The sequence below is a fragment of the Vibrio sp. 1288 genome (assembly GCF_033344475.1).
Genome location: NZ_JAWPOX010000013.1, coordinates 73,849 through 88,933 on the forward strand (window position 1 = coordinate 73,849; position 15,085 = coordinate 88,933).

At 43.2% G+C, this 15,085-nt stretch carries 16 protein-coding genes; 8 read left to right on the top strand and 8 right to left on the bottom strand.

The annotated features are described in order from the left end of the window. The first annotated feature begins 51 nt into the window (after positions 1 to 51). The 4 genes from R8O11_RS11850 (at position 52) to R8O11_RS11865 (ending at position 2,870) form a co-directional block, all read left to right on the top strand. Entirely contained in the window at positions 52 to 978 is a 927-nt protein-coding gene (locus tag R8O11_RS11850; protein ID WP_318194176.1) for a LysR substrate-binding domain-containing protein, read from the top strand. A gap of 73 nt (positions 979 to 1,051) precedes the next feature. Further along, positions 1,052 to 1,663: a LysE family translocator gene (locus R8O11_RS11855; RefSeq protein WP_050550104.1), complete on the top strand. Its 612-nt coding sequence runs from the start codon at positions 1,052 to 1,054 to the stop codon at positions 1,661 to 1,663. Between the two features lie 30 nt (positions 1,664 to 1,693). After that, positions 1,694 to 2,077, top strand: coding sequence for a VOC family protein (locus R8O11_RS11860; RefSeq protein WP_033906847.1), 384 nt, complete (start codon positions 1,694 to 1,696; stop codon positions 2,075 to 2,077). 4 nt (positions 2,078 to 2,081) lie between these two features. After that, a complete protein-coding gene (locus tag R8O11_RS11865; protein ID WP_201785725.1) occupies positions 2,082 to 2,870 on the top strand; it encodes a helix-turn-helix transcriptional regulator in 789 nt (262 codons plus the stop codon). A 128-nt stretch (positions 2,871 to 2,998) separates the two neighbouring features. On the opposite strand, the gene R8O11_RS11870 is transcribed toward R8O11_RS11865, so the two are convergent. The 4 genes from R8O11_RS11870 to R8O11_RS11885 all read right to left on the bottom strand — a co-directional run bounded on the left by R8O11_RS11870 (position 2,999) and on the right by R8O11_RS11885 (position 6,078). Beyond that, positions 2,999 to 3,424 (bottom strand): hypothetical protein, encoded by a 426-nt coding sequence (locus R8O11_RS11870; protein ID WP_201785724.1) that lies wholly within the window; start codon positions 3,422 to 3,424, stop codon positions 2,999 to 3,001. Then, positions 3,382 to 3,873, bottom strand: coding sequence for an MBL fold metallo-hydrolase (locus R8O11_RS11875; protein ID WP_201785723.1), 492 nt, complete (start codon positions 3,871 to 3,873; stop codon positions 3,382 to 3,384). Before R8O11_RS11875 ends, R8O11_RS11870 begins: the two co-directional genes overlap by 43 nt. A 30-nt stretch (positions 3,874 to 3,903) precedes the next feature. Continuing rightward, positions 3,904 to 4,815, bottom strand: a complete 912-nt coding sequence (locus R8O11_RS11880) for a DMT family transporter (RefSeq protein ID WP_050550106.1) — start codon at positions 4,813 to 4,815, stop codon at positions 3,904 to 3,906. 708 nt (positions 4,816 to 5,523) lie between these two features. After that, positions 5,524 to 6,078, bottom strand: a complete 555-nt coding sequence (locus tag R8O11_RS11885) for a sugar O-acetyltransferase (RefSeq protein WP_033906849.1) — start codon at positions 6,076 to 6,078, stop codon at positions 5,524 to 5,526. A 113-nt stretch (positions 6,079 to 6,191) separates the two neighbouring features. Between R8O11_RS11885 and R8O11_RS11890 the strand changes: the two genes are divergently transcribed. Then, positions 6,192 to 6,959, top strand: coding sequence for a DeoR/GlpR family DNA-binding transcription regulator (locus R8O11_RS11890; RefSeq protein ID WP_033906850.1), 768 nt, complete (start codon positions 6,192 to 6,194; stop codon positions 6,957 to 6,959). Positions 6,960 to 7,232: 273 nt separating this feature from the next. Continuing rightward, positions 7,233 to 8,252, top strand: coding sequence for a hypothetical protein (locus R8O11_RS11900; RefSeq protein WP_318194177.1), 1,020 nt, complete (start codon positions 7,233 to 7,235; stop codon positions 8,250 to 8,252). A gap of 123 nt (positions 8,253 to 8,375) precedes the next feature. On the opposite strand, the gene R8O11_RS11905 is transcribed toward R8O11_RS11900, so the two are convergent. Continuing rightward, on the bottom strand, positions 8,376 to 9,182 hold the full coding sequence (locus tag R8O11_RS11905; RefSeq protein ID WP_033907508.1) for a sulfite exporter TauE/SafE family protein: 807 nt from the start codon (positions 9,180 to 9,182) through the stop codon (positions 8,376 to 8,378). Positions 9,183 to 9,304: 122 nt separating this feature from the next. Between R8O11_RS11905 and R8O11_RS11910 the strand changes: the two genes are divergently transcribed. Next, positions 9,305 to 10,099, top strand: coding sequence for a helix-turn-helix transcriptional regulator (locus R8O11_RS11910; protein WP_318194178.1), 795 nt, complete (start codon positions 9,305 to 9,307; stop codon positions 10,097 to 10,099). 264 nt (positions 10,100 to 10,363) lie between these two features. Here R8O11_RS11910 and yidZ read toward each other — a convergent pair whose 3' ends face one another. After that, complete coding sequence (yidZ, locus tag R8O11_RS11915) at positions 10,364 to 11,320, bottom strand: HTH-type transcriptional regulator YidZ (RefSeq protein ID WP_033907131.1); 957 nt, start codon at positions 11,318 to 11,320, stop codon at positions 10,364 to 10,366. Continuing rightward, entirely contained in the window at positions 11,295 to 12,500 is a 1,206-nt protein-coding gene (locus tag R8O11_RS11920; protein WP_262647021.1) for an MFS transporter, read from the bottom strand. Before R8O11_RS11920 ends, yidZ begins: the two co-directional genes overlap by 26 nt. A 576-nt stretch (positions 12,501 to 13,076) precedes the next feature. Between R8O11_RS11920 and R8O11_RS11925 the strand changes: the two genes are divergently transcribed. Further along, positions 13,077 to 14,327, top strand: coding sequence for a DEAD/DEAH box helicase (locus R8O11_RS11925; protein ID WP_005375545.1), 1,251 nt, complete (start codon positions 13,077 to 13,079; stop codon positions 14,325 to 14,327). Between the two features lie 151 nt (positions 14,328 to 14,478). On the opposite strand, the gene R8O11_RS11930 is transcribed toward R8O11_RS11925, so the two are convergent. Further along, positions 14,479 to 14,895, bottom strand: a complete 417-nt coding sequence (locus R8O11_RS11930; RefSeq protein ID WP_005375544.1) for a VF530 family DNA-binding protein — start codon at positions 14,893 to 14,895, stop codon at positions 14,479 to 14,481. Between the last annotated feature and the right edge of the window lie 190 nt (positions 14,896 to 15,085).

Sequence of the window (15,085 nt, forward strand, 5' to 3'; positions counted from 1 at the left end):
TAGCATTGGGCATTTTAACGTACTTCATTATTGCGTCGTTAGGGACTATTGATGAGTAAAATCGATTACAGGTTGATAAAACAGCTTTATCTTTTTCTGGCAGTTGCCGAAGAAGAGAACTTTGGTCGTGCGGCAAAGCGACTGGGAATGTCTCAGCCTCCTTTAACGGAGCAAATCAAAATACTTGAGCAGTCGTTGAAGCTCACTTTGTTTGAACGCTCTCGACGCGGTACTAAACTTAGCGCGTCGGGAAAAGCTATTCTTCCTCATGTGCAAAAGTTTGTTGTTCAAATGTCATCTCTGGAAAAGACCGTTCGAGAGGTGGCGCACGGACAATCTGGTGTCATTCATATTGGTGCCATCACATCTGCTATGTTTGAAGTTGTGCCAGCTTTTCTAGAACACTTCAAACAACGTTACCCAAATGTCACGGTTTTTGTCGATGAAATTGACAGCGCTGAAGCAATCACATCGTTATCTTCTGGTGAATTGGATCTGGCGTTTGTTCGGGTGGAAGGTGAGGTCGGTATGGGATTAAGCACGTTTCCTTTAACAGAAGATAAGCTCGGCGTTGCGTTACCACTGAATCATCCAATGGGGGAAGCGATGTGTATCTCGCCGAGAGATCTAAAAGAGGAAGCATTTGTTATGTCTTCCAGACGGGTTAATCCAACGTATTTCGATCTATTAACTTCAGCCTGTAGAAATCATGGGTTTAACCCACGCATACTCTACGAAGTTCGTTCGGTTACTGCTCAGATTGCCTATGTGAGTTGTGGCCAGGGGGTTGCTTTAGTACCTATGAGCATGGTCAGCATGATCCCCAGTAATGTAAAGCTTGTCCCGCTTGAAGAGCTGATATCCATCGTGACCGCCGCGTTAGTATGGGATCCTAAGCGAGGACACCCTTTAGTCGAATACGGTGTTAAGTGGTTGAAAGAACATGTCACTGATAAGAAAAACGTATCAAACTATTAGTTAAATAGTATTTTTCACTAATTCAAGAACGACTGACAATAGTACTTCTTTCTTTACTATAACGAGTGTCATCTTGGATACCTATTTCAGTTTTGCTGCAATTGCATTAGCCGTCGTATATATGCCTGGCCCAGGTACTTTAAAATCCATCACGAACGCGATTAACTTTGGTTTTCAAGGTTCGGTCGTTGGGATATCAGGTTTAACGCTGGGCGTTTGTTCTGTCGCTCTGTTCTCTGCTACAAGTCTGGGGCTGCTGTTGGTGTCCTCTCCTATGGCTTTTAAAGTGGTTTCTTATTGCGGATCCGCCTACTTATTTTATTTGGGACTTAAACTGTGGTTTAGCAGCCGCAAGGCTCAAGTTATTTCTACGGACGTGGTTTTCAAAAAGAGGCAAGTGTTTGGGGAAGGTGTCCTGTTACAATTTAGTAACCCGAATGCTATCCTGTTCTTCTTTTCTGTTTTCCCTCACTTTATCAAGCCAGATGAAAGCTATGTTGTACAGTTTTCGGTGTTGGTAGGGATATTCAGTCTGGCATTTATCTGTGCGCATTCAACCTATGCGTTACTCGCCTATAAGGCCAAAACACTCTTTCTGGGCGAACATCGACACTGGTTGAATAAGATCAATGCTATCTTGTTTATATTGTTGGCTGTCTACTTAGTATGGAGTTCATCCGTTTAATCACGTCATAACTTCAAAGGAGAAAGGAATTTGAACATTAAGCGCCTCGACCATTTTGTTTTAACCGTGGCTGATATTCCGACATCGGTGGCTTTCTTTCAATCGGTGATGGGTATGAATGCGGTCACCTTCGGAGAAGGGCGAGTCGCCTTGGAATATGGCCAGCAAAAGATCAATTTGCACCAGCTAGGCAGTGAGTTTGAGCCTAAGGCACGACATGTACAAGCGGGTAGTGCCGATCTCTGTTTTATCATTGACGGGGATTTAGAAAGCGCAATGCAACATGTTCAGGCTCAAAAAGTTAAAATTATAGAAGGCCCGGTTAATCGTACTGGAGCGCTGGGGCCGATCACTTCCTTCTACTTTCGAGATCCTGATGGAAATCTGATTGAGTGCTCCGTGTATGAGTCTTAACACAGTGAAGAGTAAGAATGGTTCGGAAAGAAACTATGATTTAAACCAGTTTTTACTCAAGCACAGGGGAAAGTTGGATCCTACCGATTATGGTTTTTCGACCTACCATCGCAGAGTCAAAGGGCTACGCCGTGAAGAAGTGGCACAACTGGCCGCCGTCAGCGTAAGTTGGTACACATGGCTAGAACAAGGTCGTGATATAAGTATCTCGATTGAAGCCATCAAACGAATTGGGAAAGTATTAAAGCTCAGTTCTGATGAGCAAGAGTATTTCGAAGCGACGGTTTTTGGGACATCATATTCAGCTCACAGTGATATACAGCTACAAGACGAGCTAAAACAAATGATAAAGGCTCTTGACCCTCACCCAGCGTTTGTTCGTAGTGAGAATATGGACATTCTTTATTGGAATAAAGCCTCAGAGCAAAAAATCTTTAACTGGTCGAGTGTTGATGACTTGGACAGAAACTCACTGAAATTGATGTTCCTGAACCCAGAATACAAAGAACGCATTCCTGACTGGTCTGCCGCCGCCCAGAGTACCATCGCCTCTTTTCGCTCATACTATGCTTTAAGCAGCAATAAGCCTCGATTTGAAACCGTGATTAACGACCTGCTGCTACGAAGTGAAGAATTTAAACGGATGTGGCAGGAATATGATGTAAAGAAGACCAGAAAAGGGAAAAAATCGATCATCGATTATTCTGGGAACCTGAGACATTATTCTTACACTGCATTGAAGCCAGAAAGTATGTCTGACGCTTTCCTTATTTTTTATGCAGAAATAGAATGATCCCACCAGCATAGGAATGTGCAGATTCTTTATTTTATGCGTAAATAATCGACATCAGCGATGTATCACGAAAAGGCTACGTAGATAAAAACTGCGTGGCCTTTCGTTATAACACGTCCATGACCGACTCAGACAACTGGAGACCAAAGGTCATAATTTAATGTGTACTGGTTGTTTTCTCGCTTAATTTTACCAGAGGCAGGCAAGTTGAAATGCATACCACTCACAGAAATATGATCTGTAGAGACTCTATCTAAAAGGGTTTTACGCATCTTTGCGGCTTCCTCTGGATTGTTGTCAAAGGCAATAGACACATCTGGATTTGAGGTCTGAATATGAGGGAAATGAACAATATCACCCCATATTAGTAGTGATTCATTACCACTACCGACTAAAAAGCCGCTGTGTCCAAGTGTATGCCCGAATAAAGGTACAGTCTGGATATCAGTCAATAATGACTCTTGATTAAATGGCACTAACTTATCTTTGTAGGCATCAAAAGCATTTCTTGCTACGTTAAAGAATGGTTTAAACCCATCTGGTGCCGAAGACATAATGGTATCATTTCTCCAAAATGCGAGTTCTTGTTCATGAACGTAAAGCTCTTGAACATTTGCAAAAAAAGAGTCGCTAATGGACCCGCCAACCCACCAACGTGGTCAGGATGAGCATGCGTCAAAAGAACGGTATCAATATCGAGTGGATCGAAACCAGCCGCTCTTAAAGCAGCGGGGAGTCTGCCACCCCAACCGTTAATTCCACCTGCACCGCTATCAATCAGTATGGTTCGATTTGATGTCTCGACAACATAGGCATTGATATTCATTCTTGGAAGAGGCTCTACCCCCTTTTGTTCAAGAGCAGCCTCTGCTTGAGAAGCTTCTATGCCATTTAATAGTTCAAAAGATGCATCTAAGTATCCATCACTCAGCATCGTGACAACTGTGTCGCCATAACGTTTCTTGTTGACCGCAGGCGCTTGATATAAATGTTTTTTCATCATTGTATTAACTCGTTTAAATAAGATGCAGGGTTACTTGCGAATCACAAGAAGTAGGCCAATGATGGACATTGCCATCCCAATCAACATCGAGGTCGTGATTGGTTCACCAAAAAGCGCCCAGGCTTCTGCGGCTGTAAGGACCGGAACAAGATAAAAATAGGTAGCGACTTTGGTGGATTCGCCACTTTGGATCATAAAAATCAGTAACAGAACCGCAGTCACTGATACACCAAGAACTAACCAGGTCAGACCCAAAGCAAATGGGATATTCCAATGGACAGGAGTGTGCTCAAACAGAACACTCATAATACCCATGACAACGGTCAGTGAAACATATTGGAAAAATGTAGCACTCAACACATGACCGTCACTGTTGGAACTCTTTTGATACAGTGCTCCGACGGTAACACCAACAAGTCCAGCGATAGCGCATAAAAGACCTAACGCATTGAGGTGAAAATCTTGTTGTCCTGGCGATAAAACAAAATACACACCAAAAAATCCGATGATGATTCCTATCCACTTACCAATGCTTAAGCTCTGTCTGTGCAGGGTCGACACTACAATCGCTGTCAGTATCGGTTGAAGTCCGGTGATCAATGCTACGATGCCTGATGGTATACCCAAGTGCATTGAGTAAAAGCAGCCACCAAGGAAAAGGGCGTGTAAGAACAGCCCAACGACGAGCTGTTTCGCGATTCCTTTGACTGAAGGAAATTTGGCTTTAAACAATAAAGCTAATATAAAAAACGCCAAGCAAGAAAAAAGCCCGCGTAGAAAAAGTAGATGAAAAGGTTCACTGTATTGAACCGTAAATTTGGCCCCAACAAATCCGGTACTCCATAGGAAAACAAATATCCAAGGAGCTAAAACTATAAGTAGCTTTTTTGACGACGATACTGGAGAGGCAATATCCAGTTCGCTGATGTTTTCTGAAGACATAACTTTGACTTTTAAGTTTGTGATTGAACAAAAAATGATGTGGCGTGCATTTAATATCAAAGTGTGCAGGAGGAAAAGAGGGGCATTTATCCTATGATAATGAGTCATAGTTTGGTGTGTATTGGCTTTACATATTTAGTTACGGAAAGGACTTTCCCATACTTGAGGTAATTCGTGGTTAGCTAATTTAGCAAAGTCACTGGCACGTTTCTGTCCATCTTCGAGCCAGCTAGAGCTGTGCTGGCTCATTTATGCCCCAAGATGTGTTTAGAGCGCAAGAAGCCGTCATGAGATTTATTTGTGAAACAAGCTGTTTCCCAATTGTCCAACAGGTTGTTGGACAAACTCTAGTAACCAATTATGCAAGAGGGTCTTGCATAATTGCGAAACAGGTTGTTTCGTAAATCACCTCTGCTCCAACCCGCTTCTGATCTCGTCGCTTCGGCAATAGAACTAACTAATGCCCCTTTTCTTCTTAGGCCAAATGCTTTTTGTCACTAATTCATCGCATATTGCCTTACATTTTTAATCTTGTTAGTCAATTTACTCATTAAAGGTTATTAATGGCAAGCACGAACTCATGTTCACTTAAAGGCCTTTAAAAGCGGAGCCTCTAGCTTCGAAATGGAATATGTGTAGTCGTGCTAACCAAGGGGGGATGCTCGTAATGTCAGGTGTTTGCAGTACTGAGCAGTTTAAACTTTGATCCTATTCAATGTGCTTGATGATACGTGCTGGGTTCCCAGCAATGATGACATTATCGCCAAAGCTCTTCGTTACAATTGAACCTGAGGCTACGACCACATTGTTTCCAAGTGTGACACCAGGATTTATAGTTGCATTCCCACCAATCCAGCAGTCATTGCCAATTGTTATCGGTTTCGCAAATTCTTTTCCAGATCTGCGTTCAATTGGATCCAGAGGGTGGCAAGCGGTATAAATACCCACTTGAGGGCCAATTAAACAATTGTCGCCGATATTTACCTCTGCGCAATCCAAAATAACGCAATCATGGTTTGCATAAAAGTTGTCACCTACTTTGATGTTTATACCGTAGTCACACCAAAAGTTACGATTGAGTGAAACCTGCTCTCCAACCTTTCCAAAAAGTTCTTTAACCGCCTGTTTTTGCGCAGCCTCATTTGTTGAAAGTGCATAATTAAATCGTTCAAGCTTATGTTTCGTTGACTCTCTCAATGCAACGAGCTCTTTGTTAGCAGGGTCGTACAAAAGCCCTGCCGTCATTCTCTCAAATTCAATCATTTACATATACCTCTATTTGTTGAAGTCAATTTTTGTGTTCATTAATGCTCATTGGTCTGTTCATTTTTGATCATTACGATATAGTGTCAATACTTATTTTTTGAGGTGGGTATATGAAAAAGTGTATCGCTGAACAGCGACAAAGGTTGTTGTTAGACATATTAGCCAAAGAAGGAAGTTTGAATGCTAGCGATGTTGCGCAACGATTGGAGACAACCGGCATCACTATTCGAAGAGACCTGAATAAGCTTGCAGAAATGGGGCTTTGTAAGCGAACTCACGGCGGAGCAATACTCAATACGCCTGCTTCTGGGAGTGTTAATGAGCGATGTAGTCAACACGTTGATGAAAAACAGAAACTAGCGGAAGTAGCCATCTCTCTCCTTAAAAAAGGTCAACTTATTTTTATAGATGCGAGCAGCTCAAATATGGTTTTTGCGGATAGGGTACCTACTGATCTTGAACTCACCATTGTGACCAATTCTGTTCATATCGCTATGAGCCTGTTCAATTCTGGGCAAAAAAATGTCATTTTGATTGGAGGACAGGTTGACTGTTCACTTGGAGCTGTAGTAGATGCAAAAGCGGTATCAGAAATCCAAGCTTTTAACTTTGATATGGTATTTATTGGAGTTTGTGGCTGGTCAAAAGAAAGTGGTTTTACAGCCCTAAATTATTCTGACGCGAATTTTAAGCAGCAATTGTTCAAACAAGGTGGAGCGTTAACAGTGATATTTACAGAGGAGAAAGATCAGACATCTGCACCTTATCGTTTGATGGATGTTTCGGATATTGACTATTTGGTGTGTGCTGGGGATAACACATCAGTCGTTGGAGAAGCAACAAAGAATGACGTGTCTATTCTATACCCTATCATTTGATGGATTAGTATGGGTGTAGTGGATGAGTTGAATTGGTCCTTCAATAAGAGGTTTTACTATACGTAAGATAATGCGAAATATATCGAATTAAACATAAGTACTAACACGCTTTTGTCCAAGAGAGTGCTGGCGCAGTTCAAAGTAGGCACTTGCTTTGGGTTACTCGACTCCGAGTCACTTTATTGCTATGTTTCGCAAAATATATGGAGAATCTCCTGCGCGTTATTTTTCTAGATGCCGTGCAGAAGAATGTGTTTGCCGGCTGAGGGAAAAATGAAAACCAAAATAATAATGTCTTTTCTACTCGCTACATTGTGTGTCAGTGTCAGCGCCAGTACGAATGAGCCGAAATACCATTCTGCGCTAACAGTCAAAACGGGATTCAGTGAAGACAGAGACAAGCCTGTGGAAGTCTATTATTGGTATCCCACAACGAACGAAAAAAACAACTTCTCGTTTGGTAGGGGGAACATTTTTAAATCAGTCGAAACGCAGTTAGATGCCCCTTTAGCAAGTGGAAAATTTCCCGTTGTGCTTTTGTCGCAGGGCGGAACACGGTCAGCGTTTTCCCACAGTGGTTGGATAGCCTCGAGCCTGGCGCAACAAGGTTATGTCGTTGTGGTACCAAAGCCTCCTGCACCGAACGAAATCAATGCAGAAATGGCTGCTGATGAAATCACATTCAGAACCAGTGATTTGGTGCTTGGACTGAACGAATTAAGTTCGGCCGGGATACTGTCCGGAGGTGTAGATACTGATGAAGTGCAGGGGGTCGGCTTTTTTCTGGGCGGCACATCTATGCTGATGCTCTCCGGAGCGCAAATAAGCCCGGAGAAATACCGAACATCGTGTCACAACGCCACCAATGTAGACTGTCATTGGTTACGTGAAAATAACGTTGATATTACCAGCATCCCGGATAAAAAATTCCCCCGATTTCAGTCTGAAAACAAACTGAAATCGGTCGTCGTTATCAACCCTGAGTTAACGAAAACTTTTGTCCCTGAAACTCTGGCCTTGATGAACAATGCTATCACCGTGGTGATGCTTTCTGATCGGCTACATCCCGCACTGACACCAGCCGAATCACTTGTTGATCTTCCCAATGTGACGTTTCAAGAGATTCCTAGTGCGAGTCAGTTTAGTGCGTTCGCAGAATGTACTGAGCGTGGCATTAAAATTCTCGCATCAGAAGGGGAGGAAGCACTTTGCCAGGAGCGTGATGAGGTTTCCAGAAAGGACAATCATCAGCACATTTTGGATGTAATTCTGGCCAGGTTAACAAAGTCATAAGAGTGCAACAATGAGGAGCTTTCTTACACATTGTGTGCTTGGACCAGCAAAGCGAGAAGTAAGTTTTTGCAGGCTTATCCTTTCACCATAGTGCAAGGCCTACTAGTGACCGTGTTATTTGCTCTAACTAAGTACTTGTACCAACATTTTGAAACTTAGAAGAACACACAAAATACCAACGATTTTCTTAAGAACTTTATTTGGGAAATACTCTGCACAACGCACGCCGAGGCTAGTAGTTAAGTAGCTACTAATGGAGAAGCTGAGCATTGCAGGAAGGTATATGTATCCTAATACTAAGTTGTTCCAATCTGTGTTTCCCCATCCGTTTAACATGTAACCGAGGCTTCCTGACAGCGCGATAGGGAAACCTATCGCAGCAGAGGTACCAATAGCACGTTTTACCTCAAAATTTTGCTGGACAAGATAGGGGATGATCAACCCCGCACCGCTTATAGAGACAAGTGCTGATACAGAGCCAATCACCGAGCCTACAGTGATATTACCGATAGCCCCATGTGGGTTAGGGTTGTACTCATTTTCAGTGTTGAGAAACATCTTATAAGCAACATACAACATGAATACGCTGAAAAAGCCTGCCAGATAGACTCCTTGTAGATACGATGCTACGAATGTGGCGCAAAATGTTCCGACTAGAACTCCGCTCAACATTTTTACTACCATTGTCGAGTCTACATTCTCTTTTTTGTAGTGAGCGCGCATGCTGCCCAATGTTGTAATAATCATCGAAGCCATTGATGTCCCTAACGCAAGATGCACTACTTCCGTATCAGCTATTCCCTGTAGTGAAAATAGAAACGCAAAAATAGGGACGGCCATTCCACCACCACCCACACCAACGAGTCCAGCGAGAAAGCCAATGCCCAAGCCTGCTGTAATGTAATAGATAATAAAGATAGGTTCGTTCATGATGGTTCTGCCTTCGATAAAATGGTCGTTGCTAAAATGTTACTCGAACGCTAACTTGCTATGGTAACGTTAAGAGGACAGAAAATAATGAATAATGGCCAAAATGGAATTGAGTAAATAAAGTGACAAACTCTGATTACAGCGAATGGAAAAATGGCGCCGCACTGATCGTTAAGGAGTGGCAGCATGAAAGGAGCGACTTCAACCATTTGGATCAACGGCCACATAATTGGCACAGTCATCATCGAGGCCAGTTACTGTGTATAGATGAAGGGCTAATTCAGGTCAAAACCGATGAAGGAACGTGGATACTACCACCTCACCGAGCTGGTTGGATCCCCCCGGGTGCGATGCACAGTGTTTATTTTTGTGGTTCTCTGAAAGGTCGTTCATTACTGTTTACTCCAGAGAGTTGTGAGCGGTTTCCAATGAGACCTTGTGTTATCCAAATGAGCGATGTGTTGAAAGCCCTATCGGTTAGAGCATCGATATGGAGCAAAACAGACGATCTATCCATACAGTCTTTACGTATTCTTGCCGTAATATCCGATGAAATCGTCAATAGCCCTCATGAGTCACTCCACATCCCGCTGCCCAGAGATCCGAGACTGCAAAAAGTTACTCAAGCAATTTTAATAGACCCAAACAGCAAGCATTCTGTAGAGCATTGGGCCAATATTGGGGCAGTCTCATCTCGGACGTTAAGACGATTGATTCGAAGTGAGTTAAACATGAGTTTTAGTGAATGGCAGCAACAAGTACTGCTAATACATTCATTAGAAATGATAGCTCGAGGGGAATCGGTGGGAGATATTGCACATGCTTTAGGTTATTCGACGCCCAGTAACTTTATTGCGATGTTTCGTCGGGTCTATGGCGATTCACCCACGCGTTACTTTTCGAGTCGTGGCATATAGTTGCCAAGAGCTTACCTAAATTAGGTTCGTTTTTATGTACTGAGGCTTTTACATACATTTACTCACCCAACATAAGCAAGTGCTTCTAGCTTCTTTCTGCCTCAAATGAGCTGAAATCAATTTCGAAGTGGATAATAGAGTTCAAGATTTTAAAATATTTAATCTAATGGAAGGCAAGACCATACTCCTACGGTTATTGACAACATAAGGGGGGGGGGGAGAATGTCTATTCCTTTGCTTTAAATGTACTTAAACATTAACCGTTCAACTTGTGCCATACAGGCTCTTTATCGTCTCCCTCAACCACACGATTTTAGGGTTCTGGTTATTGCGCTTGTGCCAAATCATAGTAAATGGAATCAGTAGCTTGTGCTGATAATCTTCAGCAACGGGGATAGGCAACGCTATTAAGTTGGGGTGAAGCTGTTCGCAGTATCGCTGACAATATTTTGGTGCTGTGGTTAACATTTGATGGTCGGGCTTTTCTGCAACAAATAAAGCTTGCTCGAAACTCGCCATCGTTAGGCTAACGTTTCGAGTGTGTCCCTGCTCAGCCAAGATCTCATCCAACACCCAACTGTCATTTTTCTCCCATGCTACATTGATATGGGCATAGCTTAAGAAAGTATCCAAATTCCACTCTTGCTTGAGCGCAGGATGATCTTTGCGGACATACACCATAGGTAAATCTGAGAACAACACTTCGAAGTTAATGAAATACGGTAGCAGTTCTAACGACTCTTTGGAGCGAGGATGGCTTTCGCGGCCAGTAAAACCAATATCCACTTCACCGCTAGTGATGGCATCTAATGAGTCCTCATCCCAGTTATGGTACTTTACCGTTGAGTCTGGGTAAAAGTCATGGATTCGTTTGGTCAGTTCGTCGACCATGATGAGTGACAATGGCGACTCTACTCCAAGATGAAATTTAACTCCGCTTGGAACATCATCACCTCTGAGTGAAACAATCTGGTTACCGATCTGCATCCAGTCTGACAAAAGCACTTGCACGTTTGTCGCGAGATTTGTTGGCTTTAGGCCTTGCGGCGTATTCACAAAAAGCGGGTCATCAAACCAAGCGCGCAATTTGCCTAAAGACTTACTCACGGTTGAGGGAGTTACATTAAGTTTTTTCGCCGTTTTAGTAACACTCTGCTCTTGCAGTAGCAATTGCAGAGTGAGCAGTAAATTAAGATCAAGTCGGGCAAGAGATTTCTTCATGAGGCTCACTAACGTTCTGATTTGGAAATAATAATATTATGGAGAGTCCAATAACGCTACTAGCAACCAACGCTATCATTAACATCATCACAGCCGACACACCTAACGTCGCCATCAACCAAATGTAAAGTGCAGACCAAGAAACCTGACCTATGCCAAGCATAGAGCTTGCAAGTCCAGCTTTGCGTGAGAACTGGCTTAACGCTTGGCTCATCGCCACACCAAACCCCATTGGAAAACTCATGCTGAGCAGAGTGAATCCTACCATATAAAGTGTCGGACTATCGCTATTCAAGTGAGCCGCGAGAATAACGATAGCCGACAGAAAATTGGTCATTTGTGCAGCGAACATCAATGTGGTTTGTTTGAAGCAAGAAAGAGCAAATGGAACTGAAAACGATGTCGTCATACCTACCATCGCGAGTAGTGCTATCGTTGTTGAATATTCGCCTCGAGTAAAACCAATTGAATCCATTATTATCATTGGTGACGTATTTACATAAGAGAGAATAGCTGTGACGCCTAAAGATGTATAAATAACGCGCGATATGAAAAAGCGGTTAGATAGTGATTCGTCGGAAGCTTCACTCACATTTAAAGTTGTGCGCTTGGTTTTAGGCAAGGTTTCTTTCAAGACAAAGCAAGCAATTAAACCTATCACAACACCCATTATCGCCATGGCAGTGAATAACACGGGCCACAGAAACTTGATCATAATCAGATTGCCGATCACGGGGGCAAGTACTGGAATAGAGCAGATATTTCCATTGAGCATCGATAGAACCTTAGCTCGCTCTGGGTCCCCTAGGGTGTCACGCAAAATGGCAAAGGCCACTACATAGCAACATGCGGCACCTACGCCTTGGAAAAAGCGCATTATTAGGAAGCTATTACTGGTCTCAGCAGAGCCCGCGAACATTGATGCAAGGGTAAAAATCACTGCACCGCAAATGGCAACAGGTTTGCGTCCTAAACAATCAGCAGTTCGCCCAACAAAAACCATAGTCGATGCTAGACCAGCGAGGTAAATAGAAAAAGCAATATGAAGTTGTGATTCGCTGGCAGACAGGTCATGGGCGATTTGTGGTAAAGCAACCAAGTAGAGATCTATTGCCGTAGGATAAAGCAACACAAAGGCGAAGCTACATATCAGATATCGGGATAAATTAATTTTTTCCATTACTACCTCGTGAAGGAATTGGGCTTACGAGGATGATATGCAACATTACTCATCTTGGCGCGTTACCTTTCTGACAACAGGTATTTCCATATACGACATCAGTAACGATTGTGGCTATAGCAGTCAAATTTGCCCTAAGAAGAACCGTGGTATTGGGAGAAAGTAATCTATACAACCGAGTCCACTACATTAGTTAAATAGACAACGATGGACATTAGTGACCCGGAGTTTTCTCAAGCTATATTAAGCTCTCAAAACCGCAGAGCTTAAATAGTGTGGTTAAGCCTTTGATTCGGGTGTGGCCTGCCTTTGTAATCTCTTTCCCCAAAATACAATGTGTTTTGCTTTACAGGAGTCAGAGTGCCTGGCTCCTTTTCCCTTTGCTTGTCGCGAACGCTACCATCTTGGTCGTAGAGTATTGGTTATCGAAACCATTAACTCATGTTAGTGAAAGGAAGTTCCTGAACCCTATAGTGCTTCTTTCACCAATCTTCTGTTTGGGCCATTATCTCTAACATCCAGACGCGAAATAGCATAAGATACACGGCCTTTACTAGCACTGAGCCACTCATTGTAATGACAGATAAAACACAGCAAGCGACATTTGCCGATCTTGGCCTGATTCCAACATTAGTCGAGCGACTAGAAGCGTTGGAATACAGCCAACCGACGCCCATTCAATCCCGTTCTATTCCTGATATCCTTGAAGGGAAAGATATTATTGGTGGTGCCAATACGGGGTCTGGTAAAACCGCTGCTTTTTCGCTGCCAATCTTGCAAAAAATTGTTCAGCAAGACGAATCAAACAATCGCCGTGGCAACTTCGTTTCCCACCTGATTTTAGTACCAACTCGTGAGTTGGCATCACAGGTGGCATATAACGTCAAATCTTACTCATACCATCTCAGAGATAAGATCAAAACGGTTGCCGTATTTGGTGGTGTATCGGTGAACCCACAAATGCTGGCGCTTCGTGGTGGCTGTGACATCATTGTTGCAACGCCGGGTCGATTACTTGATCTGGTATCCAGTAACGCGATTAAGTTGGACCAAGTAAAAACGCTTGTTCTTGACGAAGCCGACCGTATGTTGAGCCTCGGATTTACCGAAGAACTGAATAAGATTCTTGCGTTACTCCCAGAGAAGAAACAGACGCTGTTATTTTCTGCAACTTTCCCTGATAAAGTGACGACGTTGGCTCAGCAGTTGCTCCGCGACCCTGTTGAAGTTCAGTTGCAGAGCGCAGAAGCCAGCACTTTGGTGCAGCGCGTGTTTAGTGTAAATAAAGGTGAGAAGACGGCGGTACTCGCGCACTTAATCAAACAGCATCAGTGGCGACAGACTCTGATTTTTGTGAACGCTAAGAATGCCTGTAACCATTTAGCTCAAAAGTTGTCAAAACGCGGTATTACCGCTGAAGTTTTCCATGGTGATAAAGGGCAGGGCGCTCGTACTCGTGTCCTTGACGGTTTTAAGTCTGGCGAGATTCAAGTTCTTATTGCCACCGATATCGCAGCACGCGGCCTTGATATTGAAAAACTTCCAGTGGTGATTAACTTCGATCTTCCGCGTAGCCCTGCTGATTATATGCATCGAATCGGTCGTAGTGGTCGTGCTGGTGAAGTAGGTTTAGGGTTATCTCTTATCGATTACGACGACTACCACCATTTCAAAGTGATAGAAAAGAAAAATAAGTTCCAACTTGAACGCGAGCAGGTAGTCGGTTTTGAAGTGGAAGACGATCAGAGTGAAGCCTACTTTTTACCAATGAAGCCGCGAGCGAAGCCAGCAGGTACGGGTAAAAAGAAGAAAAAGCGCAATCAATAGAAAACGTAAACTACATGTGAGTTTACTTACGGGAGTTGCTGGAGAAAGGGAATGCTCACTAGCTTGAGTCTTCGCTTCTAGCCATTCCTTTAAAGAACAATAGAGCCCTGCTGGAGCTACCAGTAGGGCTCTATTGCTTTTCAAGATAGTGTTATTGGCGACGAGCAGGGCGTCCGCGAGGTGAACGCTTTTTAAATGCAGACGCTGCTTTGGCTTGTGACTTAAGAATAGAGTCAACGGTTAGCGGCATTGGCTCTTTAGGTTCAAGGCCATGAGGGAAGGTACGAGCTCTTGGTGGTAAGTTGTATTCTTCTTCGCTCGCGCGTGGCATGCGCTTAAAGCGATAAAGGTAAAAGTTTTCTAATTTTTCTCTCGCCCATTCGGTTTTCTTTAAATACTTCACGCTACTTGCAATCGAAGGCTTAGTGTTAAAGCAATTAAAACGCATTGCTGTATCTAGAATGTCCCAGCCGTAAAAATCCACTAACTCTTGCAACATAGTCTCTAGCTTTAATCCGTGCAGTGGATTGTTCTGTTGCAGCTCGATTCTCTCTTCGTCAGTCATCATTTTTAAGGGCCTTACTCATTAAAGGGCGGAGTTTAACAAAGTATACAATGTAGAGATATCGATAGTTACTTTGCGATGGATGCGAGCACAGTGCTCTCTACCTTGAAAGTATAAATCGGAATTGGCCGCTCTACTTGGCTCTCTGCTCAAAAATGACTCTTAAAAGTTCAAGCGTTCCAGCTCGATGTTA